Source organism: Paraburkholderia flagellata, from assembly GCF_021390645.1.
GTDB classification, from domain to species: Bacteria; Pseudomonadota; Gammaproteobacteria; order Burkholderiales; family Burkholderiaceae; genus Paraburkholderia; species Paraburkholderia flagellata.
On sequence record NZ_JAJEJT010000004.1, the window covers coordinates 235,423 to 251,705 of the forward strand.

General features: G+C 64.7%; 15 protein-coding genes and 3 pseudogenes. 6 read left to right on the forward strand and 12 right to left on the reverse strand.

The genetic code is table 11. From position 1 onward, the window contains the following. Nucleotides 1-143 precede the first annotated feature (143 nt). Nucleotides 144-335, reverse strand: a pseudogene (locus L0U83_RS31700) (integrase core domain-containing protein); the annotation flags it as partial. Between L0U83_RS31700 and L0U83_RS40940 the strand changes: the two are divergent. Both L0U83_RS40940 and L0U83_RS31705 read left to right on the forward strand, forming a co-directional pair. Next, nucleotides 263-646, forward strand: coding sequence for a DUF5372 family protein (locus L0U83_RS40940; RefSeq protein ID WP_373321151.1), 384 nt, complete (start codon nucleotides 263-265; stop codon nucleotides 644-646). The pseudogene L0U83_RS31700 and the gene L0U83_RS40940 sit on opposite strands and share 73 nt — an antisense overlap. Further along, nucleotides 613-855 carry a hypothetical protein gene (locus tag L0U83_RS31705; RefSeq protein ID WP_233889217.1) on the forward strand — a complete coding sequence of 81 codons (243 nt, stop codon included), beginning with the start codon at nucleotides 613-615 and terminating at the stop codon, nucleotides 853-855. The genes L0U83_RS40940 and L0U83_RS31705 overlap by 34 nt, the downstream gene beginning before the upstream one ends. 89 nt (nucleotides 856-944) lie before the next feature. Here L0U83_RS31705 and L0U83_RS31710 read toward each other — a convergent pair. The 3 genes and pseudogenes from L0U83_RS31710 to tnpA form a co-directional block, all read right to left on the reverse strand. Then, nucleotides 945-1,130: pseudogene (locus L0U83_RS31710) on the reverse strand (transposase); the annotation flags it as partial. Nucleotides 1,131-1,400: 270 nt separating this feature from the next. After that, nucleotides 1,401-3,383 (reverse strand): RNA polymerase sigma factor RpoD, encoded by a 1,983-nt coding sequence (gene rpoD, locus L0U83_RS31715; protein WP_233888142.1) that lies wholly within the window; start codon nucleotides 3,381-3,383, stop codon nucleotides 1,401-1,403. A gap of 550 nt (nucleotides 3,384-3,933) precedes the next feature. Further along, nucleotides 3,934-4,138, reverse strand: a pseudogene (gene tnpA / locus L0U83_RS31720) (IS200/IS605 family transposase); the annotation flags it as partial. A 64-nt stretch (nucleotides 4,139-4,202) separates the two neighbouring features. On the opposite strand from tnpA, the gene L0U83_RS31725 reads away from it, so the two are divergent. Then, nucleotides 4,203-5,465 (forward strand): RNA-guided endonuclease InsQ/TnpB family protein, encoded by a 1,263-nt coding sequence (locus L0U83_RS31725; RefSeq protein ID WP_233888143.1) that lies wholly within the window; start codon nucleotides 4,203-4,205, stop codon nucleotides 5,463-5,465. Here L0U83_RS31725 and L0U83_RS31730 read toward each other — a convergent pair. The 3 genes from L0U83_RS31730 to L0U83_RS31740 all read right to left on the reverse strand — a co-directional run bounded on the left by L0U83_RS31730 (nucleotide 5,430) and on the right by L0U83_RS31740 (nucleotide 7,158). Next, a complete protein-coding gene (locus L0U83_RS31730) occupies nucleotides 5,430-5,987 on the reverse strand; it encodes a class I SAM-dependent methyltransferase (protein ID WP_233888144.1) in 558 nt (185 codons plus the stop codon). The genes L0U83_RS31725 and L0U83_RS31730 overlap by 36 nt on opposite strands. A 134-nt stretch (nucleotides 5,988-6,121) precedes the next feature. Then, on the reverse strand, nucleotides 6,122-6,559 hold the full coding sequence (locus L0U83_RS31735) for a GFA family protein (protein ID WP_233888145.1): 438 nt from the start codon (nucleotides 6,557-6,559) through the stop codon (nucleotides 6,122-6,124). A 257-nt stretch (nucleotides 6,560-6,816) separates the two neighbouring features. Continuing rightward, entirely contained in the window at nucleotides 6,817-7,158 is a 342-nt protein-coding gene (locus tag L0U83_RS31740; protein ID WP_233889088.1) for a helix-turn-helix domain-containing protein, read from the reverse strand. A 79-nt stretch (nucleotides 7,159-7,237) separates the two neighbouring features. On the opposite strand from L0U83_RS31740, the gene L0U83_RS31745 reads away from it, so the two are divergent. The 3 genes from L0U83_RS31745 to L0U83_RS31755 all read left to right on the forward strand — a co-directional run bounded on the left by L0U83_RS31745 (nucleotide 7,238) and on the right by L0U83_RS31755 (nucleotide 10,821). Beyond that, nucleotides 7,238-8,134: a hypothetical protein gene (locus L0U83_RS31745; RefSeq protein WP_233888146.1), complete on the forward strand. Its 897-nt coding sequence runs from the start codon at nucleotides 7,238-7,240 to the stop codon at nucleotides 8,132-8,134. Next, entirely contained in the window at nucleotides 8,082-8,330 is a 249-nt protein-coding gene (locus tag L0U83_RS31750; RefSeq protein WP_233888147.1) for a hypothetical protein, read from the forward strand. Before L0U83_RS31745 ends, L0U83_RS31750 begins: the two co-directional genes overlap by 53 nt. A gap of 259 nt (nucleotides 8,331-8,589) precedes the next feature. Further along, on the forward strand, nucleotides 8,590-10,821 hold the full coding sequence (locus L0U83_RS31755; RefSeq protein WP_233888148.1) for an O-linked N-acetylglucosamine transferase, SPINDLY family protein: 2,232 nt from the start codon (nucleotides 8,590-8,592) through the stop codon (nucleotides 10,819-10,821). 1 nt (nucleotide 10,822) lies between these two features. Here L0U83_RS31755 and bcsR read toward each other — a convergent pair whose 3' ends face one another. The 5 genes from bcsR to L0U83_RS31780 are packed head-to-tail and all read right to left on the reverse strand — an operon-like array spanning nucleotide 10,823 to nucleotide 16,283. Next, nucleotides 10,823-11,032: a BcsR/BcsP family cellulose biosynthesis protein gene (gene bcsR, locus L0U83_RS31760; RefSeq protein ID WP_233888149.1), complete on the reverse strand. Its 210-nt coding sequence runs from the start codon at nucleotides 11,030-11,032 to the stop codon at nucleotides 10,823-10,825. Further along, nucleotides 11,032-12,618 (reverse strand): cellulose biosynthesis protein BcsG, encoded by a 1,587-nt coding sequence (gene bcsG, locus L0U83_RS31765; RefSeq protein ID WP_233888150.1) that lies wholly within the window; start codon nucleotides 12,616-12,618, stop codon nucleotides 11,032-11,034. Before bcsG ends, bcsR begins: the two co-directional genes overlap by 1 nt. Nucleotides 12,619-12,667: 49 nt before the next feature. After that, nucleotides 12,668-15,262 carry a UDP-forming cellulose synthase catalytic subunit gene (gene bcsA, locus L0U83_RS31770; RefSeq protein WP_233888151.1) on the reverse strand — a complete coding sequence of 865 codons (2,595 nt, stop codon included), beginning with the start codon at nucleotides 15,260-15,262 and terminating at the stop codon, nucleotides 12,668-12,670. Continuing rightward, nucleotides 15,259-16,083 (reverse strand): cellulose biosynthesis protein BcsQ, encoded by an 825-nt coding sequence (gene bcsQ, locus L0U83_RS31775; protein WP_233888152.1) that lies wholly within the window; start codon nucleotides 16,081-16,083, stop codon nucleotides 15,259-15,261. Before bcsQ ends, bcsA begins: the two co-directional genes overlap by 4 nt. After that, nucleotides 16,080-16,283 carry a hypothetical protein gene (locus L0U83_RS31780; protein ID WP_233888153.1) on the reverse strand — a complete coding sequence of 68 codons (204 nt, stop codon included), beginning with the start codon at nucleotides 16,281-16,283 and terminating at the stop codon, nucleotides 16,080-16,082. The genes bcsQ and L0U83_RS31780 overlap by 4 nt, the downstream gene beginning before the upstream one ends.

Genomic DNA, 16,283 nt, shown 5'->3' on the forward strand with positions numbered 1-16,283 from the left:
TCGTCACTTCCAGCTTTACGTATCCAACCGCTTTAAACCAATTCTCAGCTCCGCAAGTCACGCACTGCCGACGCCGCAGCCACGATACGCTCGTCGATGATCATGCTGGAGTTGCCCCTGTAACACAGGACACGCGGACACCGTTAGGTTGATGGCACCGCAGCGCGCCTGAACTCGCGAGGCGAGCGGTATTTCAGGGCTTTATGCGGGTGGCGCTCATTGTAGTGTTCAAACGCGATAGCCAGACGCGAGAGCGCCGTTCGTGCGTCGGGCTTGTCCATGTAGGCGACATAATTATGTTTCATCGTCTTCACGAACGATTCGGCCATGCCATTATCGTAAGTCAGCAACTGCTTGTCGTGACGACGGTTGCGCGACCGTAACGGTCGAGATCACCCATCCCTTTCACCCACTACGCGGCACTCGCATCCAGCTGGCTACCCGGCGCATTAACTGGGGAGAGGACCGTGTCATGTTCTACGACGAGCGTGGCCAACTGGTCACCCAGCTCAACCATACTACGTATGTCACGACGTTGCCGCTCACGATGCGGGTAAGCCGTGCCAGTCGGTACGTGGGCGCGCAGTCGATGATGCCATTGGTCTATTGCTCATGGAGACGGTGGGGCCGGCCGCCATCGAAGTAGCCCTCGCTGTCGAAGACGAGATCGCCGGACGTATCGAGCAAGCCAACTCCATGCGTCTGAAACAACTGGAGCGCGCGCGTTACGAAGCAGAACTCGCCCGCCGTCGTTATATGAATGTCGATCCCGCAAACCGGATGGTTGCCGATACGCTGGAGGCCGACTGGAACGACCGCCTGCGTCGGCTCGACCGCACTACAGCAAGAACATGATCGCTTACGACAGTCAGACCAGAAACTACTCTGCGATGAGGCCCGCACTCGTATCCGCGCCCTCGCGGATGACTTCGCCAACATATGGAACGACAGCCGAACACCTGGTTTGCGTTGACGCCGTGCCGGCGCGCCACACCCGACACGGACGCTCCCGGCTCCAGTGTTTCCTGCACGATGGCGATTTTTTCCTGCGGGGTGCGCCGACGACGGCGCTCCGGCTCGGTCAGAATTTCGATGGGTTCCACGTAATGACTAGGCTTACTGTTAGGCACAAGACTATCCCTTATTTTAAGAGAGTCCTCGTGTCCTCAGATACGTGGGGCCGCTCCACATGCTGATAATGCGCCCGGGAGAAACCACCGTGTGGAACGAGAGACAGCGCGTCAACGTTGATACTGCCGATGACCTAGATTTGCGCGATGGCCCACTTTCCAGGTAATGGCGATAGCAGATCGTGTCCACTCTCGAATGGCAAAACAAAAAGCCCGTCACATACGTGACGGGCTTTTTCATTACACCACCAAAGCGCAGCAATAAACTGCTTAACGCTCCAGGAACGGGCGCAGCTTGTCCGCGCGGCTCGGATGCATCAGCTTGCGCATTGCCTTGCTCTCGATCTGGCGAATACGCTCGCGCGTCACGTCGAATTGCTTGCCCACTTCTTCGAGCGTGTGGTCCGAAGTCGTGTCGATACCGTAGCGCATGCGCAGCACTTTCGCTTCGCGCGGCGAGAGCGCCTTGAGCGCCTCGTCGATGGCAGCGCGCATGTTCGCGTGGATCGCGGCATCGGCCGGCGAGGCTGAGCCTGCGTCCTCGATCATGTCGCCGAGCGTCGCGTCGCCGTCGTCGCCCACCGGGCTTTCGAGAGAGACCGGCTGCTTGGCGATCTTGAGGATGCCGCGCACCTTCTCTTCGGTCATGCCCATGCGCGCGGCCAGGTCCGCCGGATGCGCTTCCATGCCCGTTTGCTGCAGGATCTCGCGCGAGATGCGGTTGAGCTTGTTGATCGTTTCGATCATGTGCACCGGCACGCGGATCGTGCGCGCCTGGTCGGCGAGCGCACGCGTCACGGCCTGACGCACCCACCACGTCGCGTACGTCGAGAATTTCCAGCCGCGGCGATATTCGAACTTGTCCACCGCCTTCATCAGGCCGATGTTGCCTTCCTGGATCAGGTCGAGGAACTGCATGCCGCGGTTCACGTACTTCTTCGCGATCGAGATCACGAGACGCAGGTTGGCCTTGACCATCTCGCCCTTCGCCTGACGCATCTTCGATTCGGCGACGGTCATGCGACGATTGATCGCCTTGATCTGTTGCAGCGACAGCGACGCAGCGGCTTCGATCTCGGCGAGCTTGCGCTGCTCGGCCTGGATAGCCGGCAGGCTGCGCTCGATCGAAGGACCGTACTTGCTCGACGCGGCTGCGGCGCGCACGCCCCACTCCAGATCGGTTTCGTGGCCCGGGAACTGCTCGACGAAGGCTTCGCGCGGCATGCCGCAGCGATCGACGACGATGGAGAGCACATTGCGCTCGATCGCGCGAATTTGCGCGACCTGTTCGTGCAGCAGGGAGCACAGGCGGTCGATGGTGCGAGCCGTGAAGCGGATCGGCGCGAGTTCCGTCTGGATGTCGGCGCAGATCTTCATCTCTGCGGCCGACGCACGCGCATTGGCGTCCGACGTGCAGGCCATCTGTTCGAACAGCGTGCGAACGCGCGCGAAGATTGCGAGGCTGTCTGCCTTCAACTGCGCGAGCAGGGCTTCGTTCGCCTTGCTGTTGTCAGCGTCGGCGTCGTCTTCGTCGTCGCTCGAATCGTCCGATTCTTCTACGTCAGCGGCTTGTGCGTCGACGTCTTCGCCGGCGTCGGCATCGGCCACGGCCGGTTCCGGCGCGGCTTCGTCGCTGCCGATGCCATCGACGAGTTCGTCGATGCGCATTTCTTCAGCCGCGACACGGTCGGCGTCGGCAAGGATGGTCGCGACGATCGACGGGCACGCCGCGATCGCCTGGATCATTTCCTGGAGGCCGTCTTCGATGCGCTTGGCCACTTCGATTTCGCCGGCGCGCGTGAGCAGCTCGCTCGAGCCCATTTCGCGCATGTACATGCGCACGGGGTCGGTGGTACGGCCGAATTCGGAGTCGACCGTCGAGAGCGCGACTTCGACTTCTTCGTCGGCTTCGTCGTCGGCCTGCTGGTCGGCGCGGGAATCTTCGTTCAGGAGCAGCGTGTCGGCGTCGGGCGCCTGTTCGTACACTTGCACGCCCATGTCGTTGAACGTGGCGACGATCGTTTCCAGCGCGGCCGTCTGCGCGAAGTTGTCGGGCAGATGGTCGTTGATGTCCGCGTGGGTCAGATAACCGCGTTCGCGGCCGAGCTTGATGAGCGCCCGCATCTGATGCTGGCGTTTTTCGAGTTGCGAGCCTGCGTCCATGGGCGTCGTATCGCCGGACTTGTCTTTGGACGAGCGGCGTGCGGGGCGGGCAGACGAGGTCAGCGCGTCGTCCCGGTCATGGCTTGTCAATACATTCTCCTCGAAGGGATAGCCCGACAAGGGCAAAAAGGGTCACGCGCCAGCGGCGTGGCGTCCTGGCGATGACGAAATTGCAGGGGAGTGGGCGGGGGCGCATGCCGGCCCCGCCAAGCGAGCGCCAAACGTCTGGAGACGTGGCGGCCTGGATTTTCGTGCAATGCAGAAAGACCGCGTATGGTAGTGCGTTACGGCATGCGAGGCAACCCGAATCGTCGTGTTTGCGGCACATTGTCCGCCTTCAGGGTCGTACCGCTTGCTAACGCTCCGCCTTACATATTTCCTACATGAGTCCCTTAGACCATTTTTCAAGCGAATAGTTCACGTATTTGTCACTCGCCGGGCGCATGGTGCACCTTTGTTCCCAACTGGTTTTCCGATACTTCCCCGTTATCCGTTCACCGCACGTAGCAACGCTCACGTACGAATCGCGACAATACGTTGAACGCGTTTGCCGGAAGAGCGGTTGACCGGGAAGCGCGGCAAGCGCTGTCGTTCACGGCGGGGAGGATAGCGCGGACGGCGTAGCCGTCCTTCTACGGCCTTAATGCGGCGTCTGCTGCTGTTCAATGTACTGACGCACAACCGCGATAGGCGCACCGCCGCACGACCCCGCAAAGTAGGACGGCGACCAAAGCGCATCGCCCCACAGCTTGCGCCGGATGGACGGGTAGTTCTTCTGCCGAATCATCCGGCTCGAAACCCCCCTTCAGGCTGTTCACGAGCGCCGACACGGCGACCTTGGGCGGATCGTCGTGGGCGGCCCATATTTCCCTCTTGCGTAGTTTCAAGGGCCAAAATATAGTGCGCGACATGGAGCGCCTTCAAGCCTTCAAATTCGAACTCATGCCGACCGGCGAGCAGGCGCACAAGATGCGCCAGTTCGCCGGTGCGTGCCGGTTCGTCTATAACAAGGCGCTGGCGTTTCAGAAGGAAAACCACGCAGCCGGTCAGAAGTTCGTCGGCTTTGCTGGCCTGTGCAAGCGGCTCACGCAATGGCGCAATAGCCCCGATACGCCGTGGATGAAGGATGGTCCGGTCCATACTCAGCAGCAGACGCTGAAGGACCTGGAGCGGGCGTTCGTCAACTTCTTCGAAAAGCGCGCGGAATTCCCGTGTTTCAAGCGCAAGGGAATGGGCGACAGCTTCCGGTATCCGGACCCGAAGCAGATAAAGCTGGACCGCGACAATGGCCGCGTGTTCGTGCCCAAGCTCGGCTATATTCGCTACCGGAACAGTCGTACGGTGCTCGGCGAGGTCCGTAGCGCTACCGTATCGCTTCGCGCGGGTAAGTGGTACGTGTCGATTCTCACGCGTCGCGAGGTAAAGCAGCCGGTTCCGGTTGGCCCGGCTGTCGGTATCGATGTGGGTGTGGCTCGCTTCGCGACGTTGTCGGATGGCTCATACATCGCGCCGCTCGCGTCGTTCCGCAAGCACGAGCAGCGGCTTGCGAAGTATCAGCGCCGGATGGCCCGCAAGGTCAAAGGCAGTAGCAACTGGAAGAAAGCGAAGGCCCGCATTCAGCGCATCCACGCGCGTATCGCGGACGCTCGCGCTGATTTCCTCCACAAGGCATCGAACGCAATCAGCAAAAACCACGCAATGGTTGCGCTCGAAGACCTGAAAATCAGCAACATGTCGAAGTCGGCGAAGGGCACGGCAGACGCACCAGGACGCAACGTTCGCGCGAAGTCCGGCCTCAACAAGTCGATTCTCGACCAGGGCTGGGGCGAATTCCGCCGCCAACTCGAATACAAGACGGCATGGCGCGGCGGCTTTTTCGTCGCGGTAGACCCGAAGAACACGAGCCGTACGTGCCCGTGTTGCGGCCATGTCTCGAAGGACAACCGGAAGACGCAAGCGCTGTTCAAGTGCGTCGAGTGCGGACACGAGGCGAACGCCGACCACGTTGGCGCGCTCAATGTTCTAGCGGCAGGACATGCCGTTATTGCCTGTGGAGGGATGGCGCAGTCAGGCCACCCGACGAAGCAGGAACCCGCCTATAAGGTGCTTACGCGCCGGAAGGAATCCCTGTCTCCTTTAGGGCGGGGAGGATGTCAACGCCTCCTCGTCTAGCGCGATGGTCGCGCCCTCGAGCGCGTCGGTCACGAGTGCAGGGTCGAAGGCACTATATAGACGTCCCGCTGGATCGCGCGCGCTGCCGCCTCCGGTTACGCGCCAGCTCAGGTACAGCACGCCGCCGGGCTTGAGCAGTTCGACGAGGCGGCGGCAGGCTGGGCCGAACTGCCCGATGGGCAAATGCATGATCACGGTTTCACAGAGGACGTTGTCGAAGCTCGCGGCGGATACGCCTTTCAGCTCGGGCAGCGTGGCAAGGCCGAAGTCATATTGCGGGTATCCAGCCGCCGCCTGTCTGACCAGCCCCTCCGATGCGTCGTAGCCGGCCGTGGGATAACCGTGTGCGTTCAGCCACGCCCCGTCGCGGCCCGATCCGCACCCGATGTCGACTGTCCTTTCCTGGGGCCGGAAATACAGCGTGAGACGCGCATAGAGGTCGTCGGGCGCAGGCTGGTTCGCCCATTCGGCTGCGTAGCTCGCGGCGCCACTCGTGTACGTCTCGATCGTCCTGCAGTCCATATGGGGCTCCGAGTCCTTGCGGACAAGAGGAAGGGATGCTTCGAGACTAGCGGGTCAACGCACCGACAGGCAGTCGTGCAGCGATACCGGTATGGTTGCTGTCACGCACGCCTGCGGTAACGCGGCGCGCAGCGTCAGGGCGGGAATTCGTCGTATTGGGGAAGCGAGTCGGCGATCTCGAACCACGGTGCCTTCGAGCGCACGAAAATATGGCCGGTGGGCCGGATGTCCGGCGTATCGGCCAGCGTGCCGAGCGTCACGTGCACATACGCCCCTTCGCGCACAACTGAATAGAGAAGCGAGCCGCAGCGGCCGCAATGCACGTCATGGGCGGCCTGCGGATCGCCGTAGACCAGCGTCTGTCCTTCGCCCGCGGTGAGCCGCAGCGCCTCGCTTTCGATGCCCGCAAACGGCTTGAACGCGGAACCCGTCGCGCGGCGGCACTGCGAGCAGTGGCAATTGAATGCGTAGCGGAAGGCATTCGTTACCGCATAGCGCACGGCGCCGCAAAGGCACTGGCCGCGCAAAGTGGCGGGAGCATTCGTGTGGGTGGTGGCAGTGTCGGCGGACATGATGGACGCGGTGCTTTGGTGGCAAATGTCAAACATTGCGAACGGGCGGCTGCCGTGTGTGCCCTCACATCATACGTTTGAGTCATCCGCGGCGCAGGAGAACGCCAAGGTCACCAAATATGGGGATTCGCCGGCCAGCCATAGCTTCCGCACCATTCGTGACGCCCCTGCAACCCCGAAATGCAGGGCGAATTTCCCATAGAAGGTTACCTTTGCGCGCTCGCGCAATATGCATCGTCCCGCCCGCCCCATTGAATCTACGCGGGCCGTTCCCTCAACTCCTTCAAGCCCTTGATGACGACGAGCAGCGCGCGGCCGTGCTCTTCCGAGCCGTCCCACGCCTCGACGATCGCATTGCGCAGCAATTCGTTATAGGCGGCCGCGTGCCGACTGGACGGCGGTGCCTTCACACCGTAGAAACTGCATAGCTTATTGAATGACGCGCTCCGACGTACCCGTCGCCCGTTCGACGTGCGAAGACGCGAGACAGTAGGCTGACTGACCCCGGAAAGTCGCGCAATTTCGCTGGCCGAGCGTGAATCGTCCGATAACCGCCGCAGCAGTTCCTGCACCGGAAAATGAGTATCTGGGGCTTCCATGTCATGCATTATACCTATACAGTAACGGTTATTGAATTGCTCGCCGAAATCGGTGAGCGACTGCATTCCGAGGAAGTCGATGGCACTGAAACACCTACCGCCCACGTTCTGCTGGTCCCGTATCGGGCCAGAGGCTGGCGTTGATCTCCCCACACTGGTCCTGCGCAAGGAGTGGGAGCGTCGGCAGGGCGGCGGGCGCTTCCTGTGGGGCATCGGCCAGTCGCTCGGCAGCAGCGCTCAGGTCGCCGCGCTGCGCACTGGCTCGCTCCTCGCCCTGTTCTCGCCGGCGGCGAGCCGCCCGCGCGCCGCGCAAGACAAGCGCGGCAAGCGTGCCGGCGTGGTTGTCTGGAATGCGTGGGTCGATGCGAGCGGCCAGGTGCGCCAGCTTCCGCAGCACGTGTTCGTGACGAGCAGCGCCGCGCTGCCGTCGGGCGCCGCGCGCGAGCATCACTACGCGCTCGTGTGCGTCTCGCCAACCGAGCTCAGCGTCGGCAGTTCGCTGCGGGTGTTTCCGGAGCGGCTGCGCAGCGTGAGCACGGCGAAGCCGCCCGGCCGCTCGCAGGGCACGGTCGTGGTGGATTGCGTCGAGCGTGCCGCCGAGGCGGGCGGCAAGAGCCATCCGCTCGTGTTCACCGCGGAGCTGGAGGCGCCGTACTTTGTGCGGCTCACGCAGCCCACGCTCGTCAAGGCGCGCGATCTCGCGGCAATTCACGAGGCGTCGCGCATGGGCGACTTCGACACCTACTCGGATCTCACCAAACGCGTGCGCAGCGAGGCCAGCGCGCAGCAAGCGCGTGGCGTAACGCTCGATCTTTTCGACGTGCCGCCTGCCGAGCACACGGCGTCTTCACGGCTTGGCGGCGCAAGAACGCGCCACGTCTCCCGGGCGGGAGACTGGACGCAGCTCACGATGGAACTCTTCCATGGCGATTCACATCCGTTCACAAGAAGCCGAGGCCGCGCAACGCTTTTTTGAGGCGAGCCGCAACGTCGACCGGGCATTTCGCGCCCTGCGCGCCGAGATCCGCGACGACGACGTCGCGCCGCTTGCCTATGGCGCCGCACAATCGCGGCTCGACCACGCGCTAGACGAACTGGCGCGTGCCGAGGCGTTGTTCGATTCGGTTACTGAAGTACAAGCGCGCCACATCAAGGATCATAGGGATCACTGAGGAACCGGTGCGACGACCCGCCAAGCGGCGTGCATCGGCACGGGCGCTACGGCGCTGGTTGCCGTCGAGCAAAAGCTGCCGCACGCGCAGCAGGGCGGCCCTTGATCGCGCTGCAGGGCAAGCCAGCCCGGCTTGGCACCACAACTGACGCAGTCCAGACCGCCATTTTCGAGACGCGGCAACGATCGACTGTTACGCGTCTACACGCATCGCCATCTTCGGACGCTCGCTGTCCGAAGCCATGGAAGCGTTCATCATCATGTCGACCCCCCAAGCTTCCCACCCCGCCACGCCGCACGCTCAGGCGACGCAGGCAACCTTCGCCGCTGCCGAGTCCGCGTGGCAGCGCGGTGAAACGGAAACGGCACGCGCCTTGTGCGAGCGCCTGATCGCCGCAAATCCGCACGACGCCGACGCGTTGAACCTGGCTGGCCTGATCGAAAACGGGCGCGATCCGCTCGCTGCACGTGTGCTCATCGGACGCGCGCTCGCCGAGCGGGAGGACCCGGTCTTTCTCGTGAACCTCGCCATGACGTGTCAGTGCGCTGCCGACCGGGATATCGCGATCCGCGCGCTGCATCGCGCGATCGATCTGCGACCGGACTTCGCAGTGGCGCTAAACAATCTGGGCCACCTTTACGGCGAAGCGGGAAATTGCGCCGAGGCCTCGCGCCGTTTCGAGCGTGCCGTCGCACTAGCGCCCGCCCATGCGGCCATCCATTTCAACTACGGGACGATGCTGTACAAGTCCGGCGAGTTCATGCGCGCGGAAGCAGTACTGCGGCGCACGCTGGAACTATCGCCCGGCCATGTGAATGCCTGGAACAATCTCGCGCAGGTGCTGCTCGCCACGAACCGCAATACCGAAGCGCTGGCCGTGCTCGAACATGCTCATACGCTCGCGCCGGACTCGGTCGACGTGCTTACGAATCTGGGCTGCGTGCTGCTGGGCGCGGGCCGTATCGACGAAGCGCAGGCCGCACTCGAACGCGCGCTCGAACGCGAACCGGGCAGGGTGTCCGCGTGGAACAATCTGGGCAACCTGATGATGCAGACGGGCCGCATCGACGAGGCGCGCGCAGCGTTCACGCGCGCTATCGAACTCAAGCCGGATTTCGCGGGAGCACACCTCAATCTCGGCAATGCGTGCAGCAAGTCCGGCAGCATCGACGAGGCGATCGCCTGCTATCGCCGCGCCATGGCCTGCGATCCCGCGCACACCGGCGCGAATAGCAACTTGCTGTGGTCGTTGATGTTCGCCATCGACGACGGCCACGCGCTGCGTGCCGAAGCTGAGCAGTTCTCGGCCCGGCACGAAGCGGCGCTGCTGGCCGCAAGCGCGGGAGCGCACCATGCGAACACGCCCGAACCCGCGCGGCGGCTGCGCATCGGCTATGTCTCGCCGGACTTTCGCAATCACTGCCAGTCGCTTTTTACGACGCCGCTGCTGCGCCATCACGATCACGAGGCGCTCGAAATTTTCTGCTACTCGCTGAGCGCGCAGACCGACGACGTGACGGCCCGGCTGCGCGGTTTCGCCGATGTCTGGCGCGACGCGCACGAATTCGACGACGCGCGCCTCGTCCAGCAGATTCGCGACGATCGCATCGACGTGCTCGTGGATCTCACAATGCACATGGACGGCGTACGGCGCCTGTTGTTCGCGCGGCGCCCTGCGCCGGTGCAGGTGGCGTGGCTTGCCTACCCCGGCACGACGGGCAGCCCCTCGATCGGATGGCGTCTCACCGACCCCTGGCTCGACCCGCAGGGCGAGCCGCACATCGACGACCAATACACCGAACGTTCGCTGCGCCTGCCCGACGCGTTCTGGTGCTATGACCCGCTGGCAACCGATGTGGAAGTGAACGCGTTGCCGGCGCTCACGGCTGGACACATTACGTTCGGATGCCTGAACAATCCCTGCAAGCTCACGGACGCTACGCTGGCGCTGTGGTCCGGCGTGTTCGCCGCGCTGCCACGCGCGCGGCTTCTTCTGATGGCGCCGCCCGGCAGTGCGCGCGAGCGCTTGAATGTGCGTCTCGGGGCGCACGGCATCGATCCGGCGTGCGTGAGCTACGTGGGCTTTCAGTCGCGCGCCGACTATCTGCGCATCTACCAGCGGATCGACATCGCGCTGGACACGTTTCCGGCCAACGGCCATACCACGAGTCTCGATGCTTTCTGGATGGGCGTGCCGGTGCCCACGCGCTACGGCCGTTCGGCGGTGAGCCGCGCGGGGCTTTGCCTGCTTGCCAATCTGGGGTTGCCGGAACTGGCGGCGGCAAGCGATGCCGGGTACGTGGCTGCGGTGACGGCGCTCGCGCGCGATGTGTCGCGCCTCGCCGCGCTGCGTGCGGGTCTGCGCGCACGCATGGAAGTCTCGCCGCTCATGGACGGCGCACGCTTCACGCGAAACATGGAAGCCGCCTACCGGCAGATGTGGCAAGCGTGGTGCGCTCCGGAGCGCGCAACCAGCGAATGCGCACGCTGACTCAGCCTTTCCCACCCTCCACGGGCAGCTCCAGCACGTCCGCCACGAGCGGCCAGCGTTTCGCGGCCGCCTGCCAGGCGTCCTCGGCCTGAACGTCGAGATAGCGGTCGCGGTCCACGCCCTCGACGAGGCGCGCGAGCGCGTCGATATCGCTCGGCAGCGCAGGACCGCTGCGCGAACGCCGGCCGGACCCCCACAAGCGTATCGCCATTACTTGCCCTCCACCCACACGCCGTCAGGCGTATGGATCACATAGCCGGTGGGCGTCGTCATCGTCACCGTGCCTTCGTTTTCACCCACCATGCGCGTTTGCGGCAGGTTGTTCGCGTACTGGGCGAGCGGCGGCGCGCCCGTGGCGAACGGGCTTTGCGCGACGAGATTCGCGAGTAGCTGCGCGAGCGCGAGATAGCTCGTGGGTGTGTCGATCGTCGTCACGCCGCCGGTGTGCTCGCTGCCGGCCGGCAGACCCACCACCTTCACGCCCACCGGCACGTGGACGATGTTCGGCGTGGGAATTTCGCGCATGCCGGCAATCTGGTTTTCTTCACCGCGCAGCGCCGCGCCGTGCTCGGGCACGAACACGATCACGGCGCGGCGGCCCGACTGCGCGACGAGATTGATCAGCTTGTCGACGTCGCCGAGCAGATTCTGCAGGCGGATCGGGTAGGACTGCAGGCTCGTGAGATTGGTGTTGGGGGCCGGCAGGCGGTTGCCGTCGTGCATCGAGACCGTGTTGTAGTAGAGCGCGACCGGACCGCCGCCTGCGGACACACGCTGCTTGTACCAGCGCGCGAGCACGTCGTAGTCGCCGACCAGCGGCGAGCCGTCGAACTCCTTCATCGCTTCGGGCAGGCCTTCGTTCGAGGGAATCGTCACGCCCGGCACGCCCATTTCATTGATCACCGTGCCGCGGAAATTGTCGAAACGGCCGTTGTGGTTGAGTAGCGCCTGCGGCTTATAGCCCGCCTGCGCAAGCTGTGCGAACAGGTGGCATTCAGGCGGCGCGGGGTCGTAGAGCGACTTGTGCGGCTCCTGCCCGCAGGTGGCGCGCAAGACACGAATGGCGGCGGGACCGCTATAGCTCGCGGCGGAACTGAAGTTCTGGAAGATATAGTCGAAGCGCGAGAAGAGCGGGTTGTTGCGCATCTTCACGACATCCATGTCGTCCCACGAGAGCGAGCAAATGTGTACCACGATGATGTCGAACTGCGCGTTCGCGTCCGTGGTGAGCGGCGTGAAGTTCACATGCCGCCCTTCCTCGTTGGCGCGAAACGCTGCTAGCTGCTGGTCGTAGCTGCCCGACTGCTCGTCGCGCTTCTTGCCCGTGCCGCCGTCCTCGTCGCCGTTGCTGGCGAGCGAGGCGTTGGCGGTGGCATTCGCGACGAACGTGCCCACGCCCTGCCAGATCGGCATGACGACGAGCGCAATCAGTACGAGTGTCGTCACGCGCACCCAGCGGTTGATGAGGAAGTAGAGCAGCACGGCAAGCACCGCGCTCACGACCATCGAAAGCGAAATCACGCGCCGCGTGAGTTCGAACATATACGAAGGCGTGAAAGTGAGGAGCACCGGGATCTGCGAGATCGCCCGGCCGATGTCGGGCATGCTCGACTCGTGGTACGCAATGGAGATACCCACGACAACGGCGATCACATCGCGCGCAATACGCAGCCACCGCTTGTGCAGCGGCACGAGCAGCAGGACGGCGAAGGCGAAGTTCATCCACCACTCGGGCTTGAGCGTGCCGATCGAGTAGAGATATAGCTTGGCGAGGAAGTAGAGATTCCAGAGACCCATAGTGTTTCGCGTTCCAGGGTGTAGCGGCTTGATGTGGCGGTTGCGGTTATCAGGGCTGGCGGGCCTGGCCGGCCCGGCGTCGCGTGAAGAGGTTTTCCAGCGCGTCGAAGAACGCGTCGATGAGCCGCATGTAGCCTTGCCAGCTCAGCTCGATCAACTGCATGAGGCCGTGCAGCGGCGCATCGGAGGGCGGCACGTCTTCCCACTCGAGCCAGGCGTCGGCGCGGCCGAACGTGCATTCCACGAGCTTGCGCTCCGTCTCCACTGTCATGTCGGTAAAGCGCACGCCGAGGCGGCGGTCGACGAGTCGCGCGACCACGGCAGGGAAGTCGTGCTCCAGCACGCCACGCGCGAGCGTCACGTTGATGCGCTCGCCGGGCTCGAGCTTCGCCACGGCGTCGGCGGGCAGCACGAGGCCGAGGCCGCCCATCGAATAGTTCTCGGTCTTGCAGGCGAGCGTGCGCCCGTCGGGCAGCGTGAGCATGGCGGGCACGCGCAGCGGAATGCGGTGCGCCACGCGCACCTGCTTCGCTTCTTTGGCCACGCCGAGCGCAAGCCCGAGAATCGTGAGATTCACGCCGGCCCAGAAGAGGTTCATGACCACCGTGGCGGGCTCTTCGGTTTGCCAGATCGTGAGGCGGCCAATGCCCGCGAGCACGGAGCACACGTTGATCGCAAGCAGCACGAGATAGGGCTTGGAGATCGTCCAGTCGAGATATTCGTGCTCGATATGGCCGCCCTTCGAGGTCACGTTGAACTTGCCGAGCTTCGGGTTGATGAAGGCCATGGTAGTGGGCAGCACGATGTACCACGCGAGCACCGACTCGTAGGCCTCGGCCCAGAACGAGTGCCGGTAGCGCCCCTGGATGCGCGAGTTGGCGATCGCGGCGATCACCAGATACGGCACCACGTAGGCGAGGATCACGGGCGCTGGCGTGTTGATGACGTGCAGTCCGAAATACAGGTACGCGCCCGGCATCACGAGGAAGATGAGGCGCGGGAAGCCGTAGAAGAAGTGCAGCATGGCGTTGCTGTAGCACATGCGCTGGAAGAACGAGAGGCCCTTGCCGATCCACGGATTGTCGATGCGGAAGATCTGCGTCATGCCGCGCGCCCAGCGAATGCGCTGGCCGATGTGGTCGGCGAGGCTATCGGTGGCGAGGCCCGCCGCCTGCACGGTGCGCAGGTAGGCCGAGGTATAGCCGTGGCGATGCAGCCGCAGCGAGGTGTGGGCGTCTTCGGTCACGGTCTCGGTCGCGATCCCGCCGATGTGCTCGAGCGCCGAGCGCTTGATGACCGCGCACGAGCCGCAGAAGAACGTGGCGTCCCAGAAGTCGTTGCCGTCCTGGATCAGGCCGTAGAAGAGGCTGCCTTCGTTGGGCACGCGGTGGAACGTGTCGAAATTGCGCTCGAACGGATCGGGCGAGAAGAAGTGGTGCGGCGTTTGCACCATCGCGCATTTCGGATCGGCGAGAAACACGCCCACGGTGGTCTGCAGGAAGGAGCGCGTGGGAATGTGGTCGCAGTCGAAGATCGCGATGTAGTCGCCCTGGGTGAGCGGCATGGCGTGATTGATGTTGCCCGCCTTCGCGTGCGTGTGCTCGTCGCGGCGCAGGTAGCCCACGCCCGCCTCGCGCGCGAAATCGCGAAATTCGTCGCGGTCGCCGTCGTCGAGAATGTAGACGCGCAGCTTGTCGCGCGGCCAGTCGATCGAACTGGCCGCGAACACGGTTGGCCGCACCACCGAAAGTGACTCGTTGTAGGTCGGAATATAGATATCGACGGTCGGCCAGTCGGCGGGGTCGTCCGGCAGCGGCTGCGGTTTGCGGCGCAGCGGCCAGGCAGTCTGCACGTAGCCGAAGATCAGCACGATCCACGTGTAAAGCTCGGCTGCGTAGAGGATGTAGCCGACGATCGCCTCGGCGGGGCTCGAAAGATGCAGCGTTTGTGTGCTGCGCCACCAGACGTAGCGGCCCGTCATGAGGATCGAGAGCATCACCATGAGCATGGTGGCGAGGCGGCCCGGCAGGCGGCGCGCGATCATCACCACCGCGTACACGAGCAGGAACAGCAGCACCTGGCCCGCGAACGGCAGCGGCGTCGTGCACACGGCGACGGCCGCGATGAACGCGAGCCACAAGAGGCACTGGCGCAGCAAGGGCACGCTGTCGAGCGCTGCCGAAAGCTTCTCGAGGCGCTGCTCGATGCCTTCCCACGGCACGTCGGGCAGTCGTGCGCCGACAGCCGCGCTCGCGCGCGCGGCGCGACGATAGATGGGTTCGAGCCGCCTGTCGAGCCGCGCGCGCAGTGCGAAGCGATGGTGTCCTTGCGGCGCCTTGTGAAGCTTGCGCAGGTCGGCGGCCAGTCGCTGCCGCGCGCGGCGCGGGCGCAGGAAAAGGCGCAGCAGCCAGGCGCCGGCGGTGTCGTCGCGGCCCATATTCAGCCGCTGACGGATGTCCTTGCCGAGCCGCGCGAAGGCGAGCGCGGGCACGTCGCGCTGGCCTTCGCGCGGCGGCCGGAAGAAGGCGCGCAGCAGCCACTGGCCACCTGGCGCGTCGGGCGCGAGATTGAGCGCGGTCGCACCCAGGCGACGCAGTGACGCCCAAAACGCGATCCACGCCGCGACTATCCGCTCGCGAATCATGGCGTGCTCCCGCGCGCGGCATGTTGCGCGAGCAGTTCGTCGGGTGCGTCGAGGCTTGCGCCCGCGCTCCAGTGCGACAGCCACGAGGCAATGCCGTTCAGGTCGTGCGCGGCTTGCGAACTGGGCGCGCTCAGACAGAAGTTTTCGCCGGCGGCGAGTGCTGCGGGCACGCCGGTGTCCGCGTGCACGAGATACGGGAGCATGGCGGCGCCAAGGCGCGCGCGCAGCAGCGAAACGACGTCCGTGTGCAGCTGGCGCGCGGGCACGACCGCATTGGCGATGAACACGCTGCGCTTGCCGGCGCGCACGAGCGCGGCGATCAGGCGCGGCAGCGTTGCGCACGCGGTGGCGCAGGGCGTGAGGACGCCGAGCACGAGGTCGGCTGCATCGATCGCCTGGCGCGCGTGCGCCGAGGGCCAGGTGCCCGCGTCGACGAGCGCAATCGCGTGCGCTGGCAAGTCCACGCGGCCGAGCAGTTCGCGCAGCCAGCCGGGGCGTGCGTCGAGCAGGGCGCTGGCGTCGTCGTCGAGGGATTCGTCGGCGTTCGCGAGGCTGCCCCATGGCAGCACGAGCACGCCATCATCGCTTTGCAGCGCGGCGCGCGACCAGGCGTCGTCGGCGCCGGGGCCGCCCGCCAGATGCGTGACGAGGCCTTCGCGCGCGCGCTCGCGCAGCCCGAAATGCAACGCCAGCACGTTGCGCGGGTCGCATTCGGCGGCGAGCGCGACGTGCTCGCGCGCCGCCAGCAGACCGGCGAGCGCCGCAGTGAGCGTGGTGCGGCCCGCACCGCCGACGCTCGAGACAATGGCGATGGTTTTCATCGGCGCGGCCCCGTCTGGCTGAAGCGGCGCTGGCCGCGAATCAGCAGGGCGTCGACCTGCGGCGGCAACTGGAGCGGGCGCGAGCGCGTGGGGCGCAGCCACATGGGCACGAAGCGCCCAAGACGCAGACGCCAGGCGATGAAGTAGAGCGGCACGGCGAGGATCAAACCCCAGACGAAGTAACCGAGAAAGACGTCCAT

Excerpts from the sequence above, each read along its gene's own strand:
- L0U83_RS31780 (WP_233888153.1), bottom strand. The coding sequence starts at position 16,283 with ATGGACGTCTTTCTCGGTTACTTCGTCTGGGGTTTGATCCTCGCCGTG.
- L0U83_RS31745 (WP_233888146.1), top strand. The coding sequence starts at position 7,238 with ATGGCACTGAAACACCTACCGCCCACGTTCTGCTGGTCCCGTATCGGG.
- L0U83_RS31735 (WP_233888145.1), bottom strand. The coding sequence starts at position 6,559 with ATGTCCGCCGACACTGCCACCACCCACACGAATGCTCCCGCCACTTTG.
- L0U83_RS31740 (WP_233889088.1), bottom strand. The coding sequence starts at position 7,158 with ATGGAAGCCCCAGATACTCATTTTCCGGTGCAGGAACTGCTGCGGCGG.
- bcsG (WP_233888150.1), bottom strand. The coding sequence starts at position 12,618 with ATGGGTCTCTGGAATCTCTACTTCCTCGCCAAGCTATATCTCTACTCG.
- L0U83_RS31755 (WP_233888148.1), top strand. The coding sequence starts at position 8,590 with ATGTCGACCCCCCAAGCTTCCCACCCCGCCACGCCGCACGCTCAGGCG.
- bcsQ (WP_233888152.1), bottom strand. The coding sequence starts at position 16,083 with ATGAAAACCATCGCCATTGTCTCGAGCGTCGGCGGTGCGGGCCGCACC.
- bcsA (WP_233888151.1), bottom strand. The coding sequence starts at position 15,262 with ATGATTCGCGAGCGGATAGTCGCGGCGTGGATCGCGTTTTGGGCGTCA.
- bcsR (WP_233888149.1), bottom strand. The coding sequence starts at position 11,032 with ATGGCGATACGCTTGTGGGGGTCCGGCCGGCGTTCGCGCAGCGGTCCT.
- L0U83_RS31705 (WP_233889217.1), top strand. The coding sequence starts at position 613 with ATGGAGACGGTGGGGCCGGCCGCCATCGAAGTAGCCCTCGCTGTCGAA.
- L0U83_RS31750 (WP_233888147.1), top strand. The coding sequence starts at position 8,082 with ATGGCGATTCACATCCGTTCACAAGAAGCCGAGGCCGCGCAACGCTTT.
- L0U83_RS31725 (WP_233888143.1), top strand. The coding sequence starts at position 4,203 with ATGGAGCGCCTTCAAGCCTTCAAATTCGAACTCATGCCGACCGGCGAG.
- L0U83_RS31730 (WP_233888144.1), bottom strand. The coding sequence starts at position 5,987 with ATGGACTGCAGGACGATCGAGACGTACACGAGTGGCGCCGCGAGCTAC.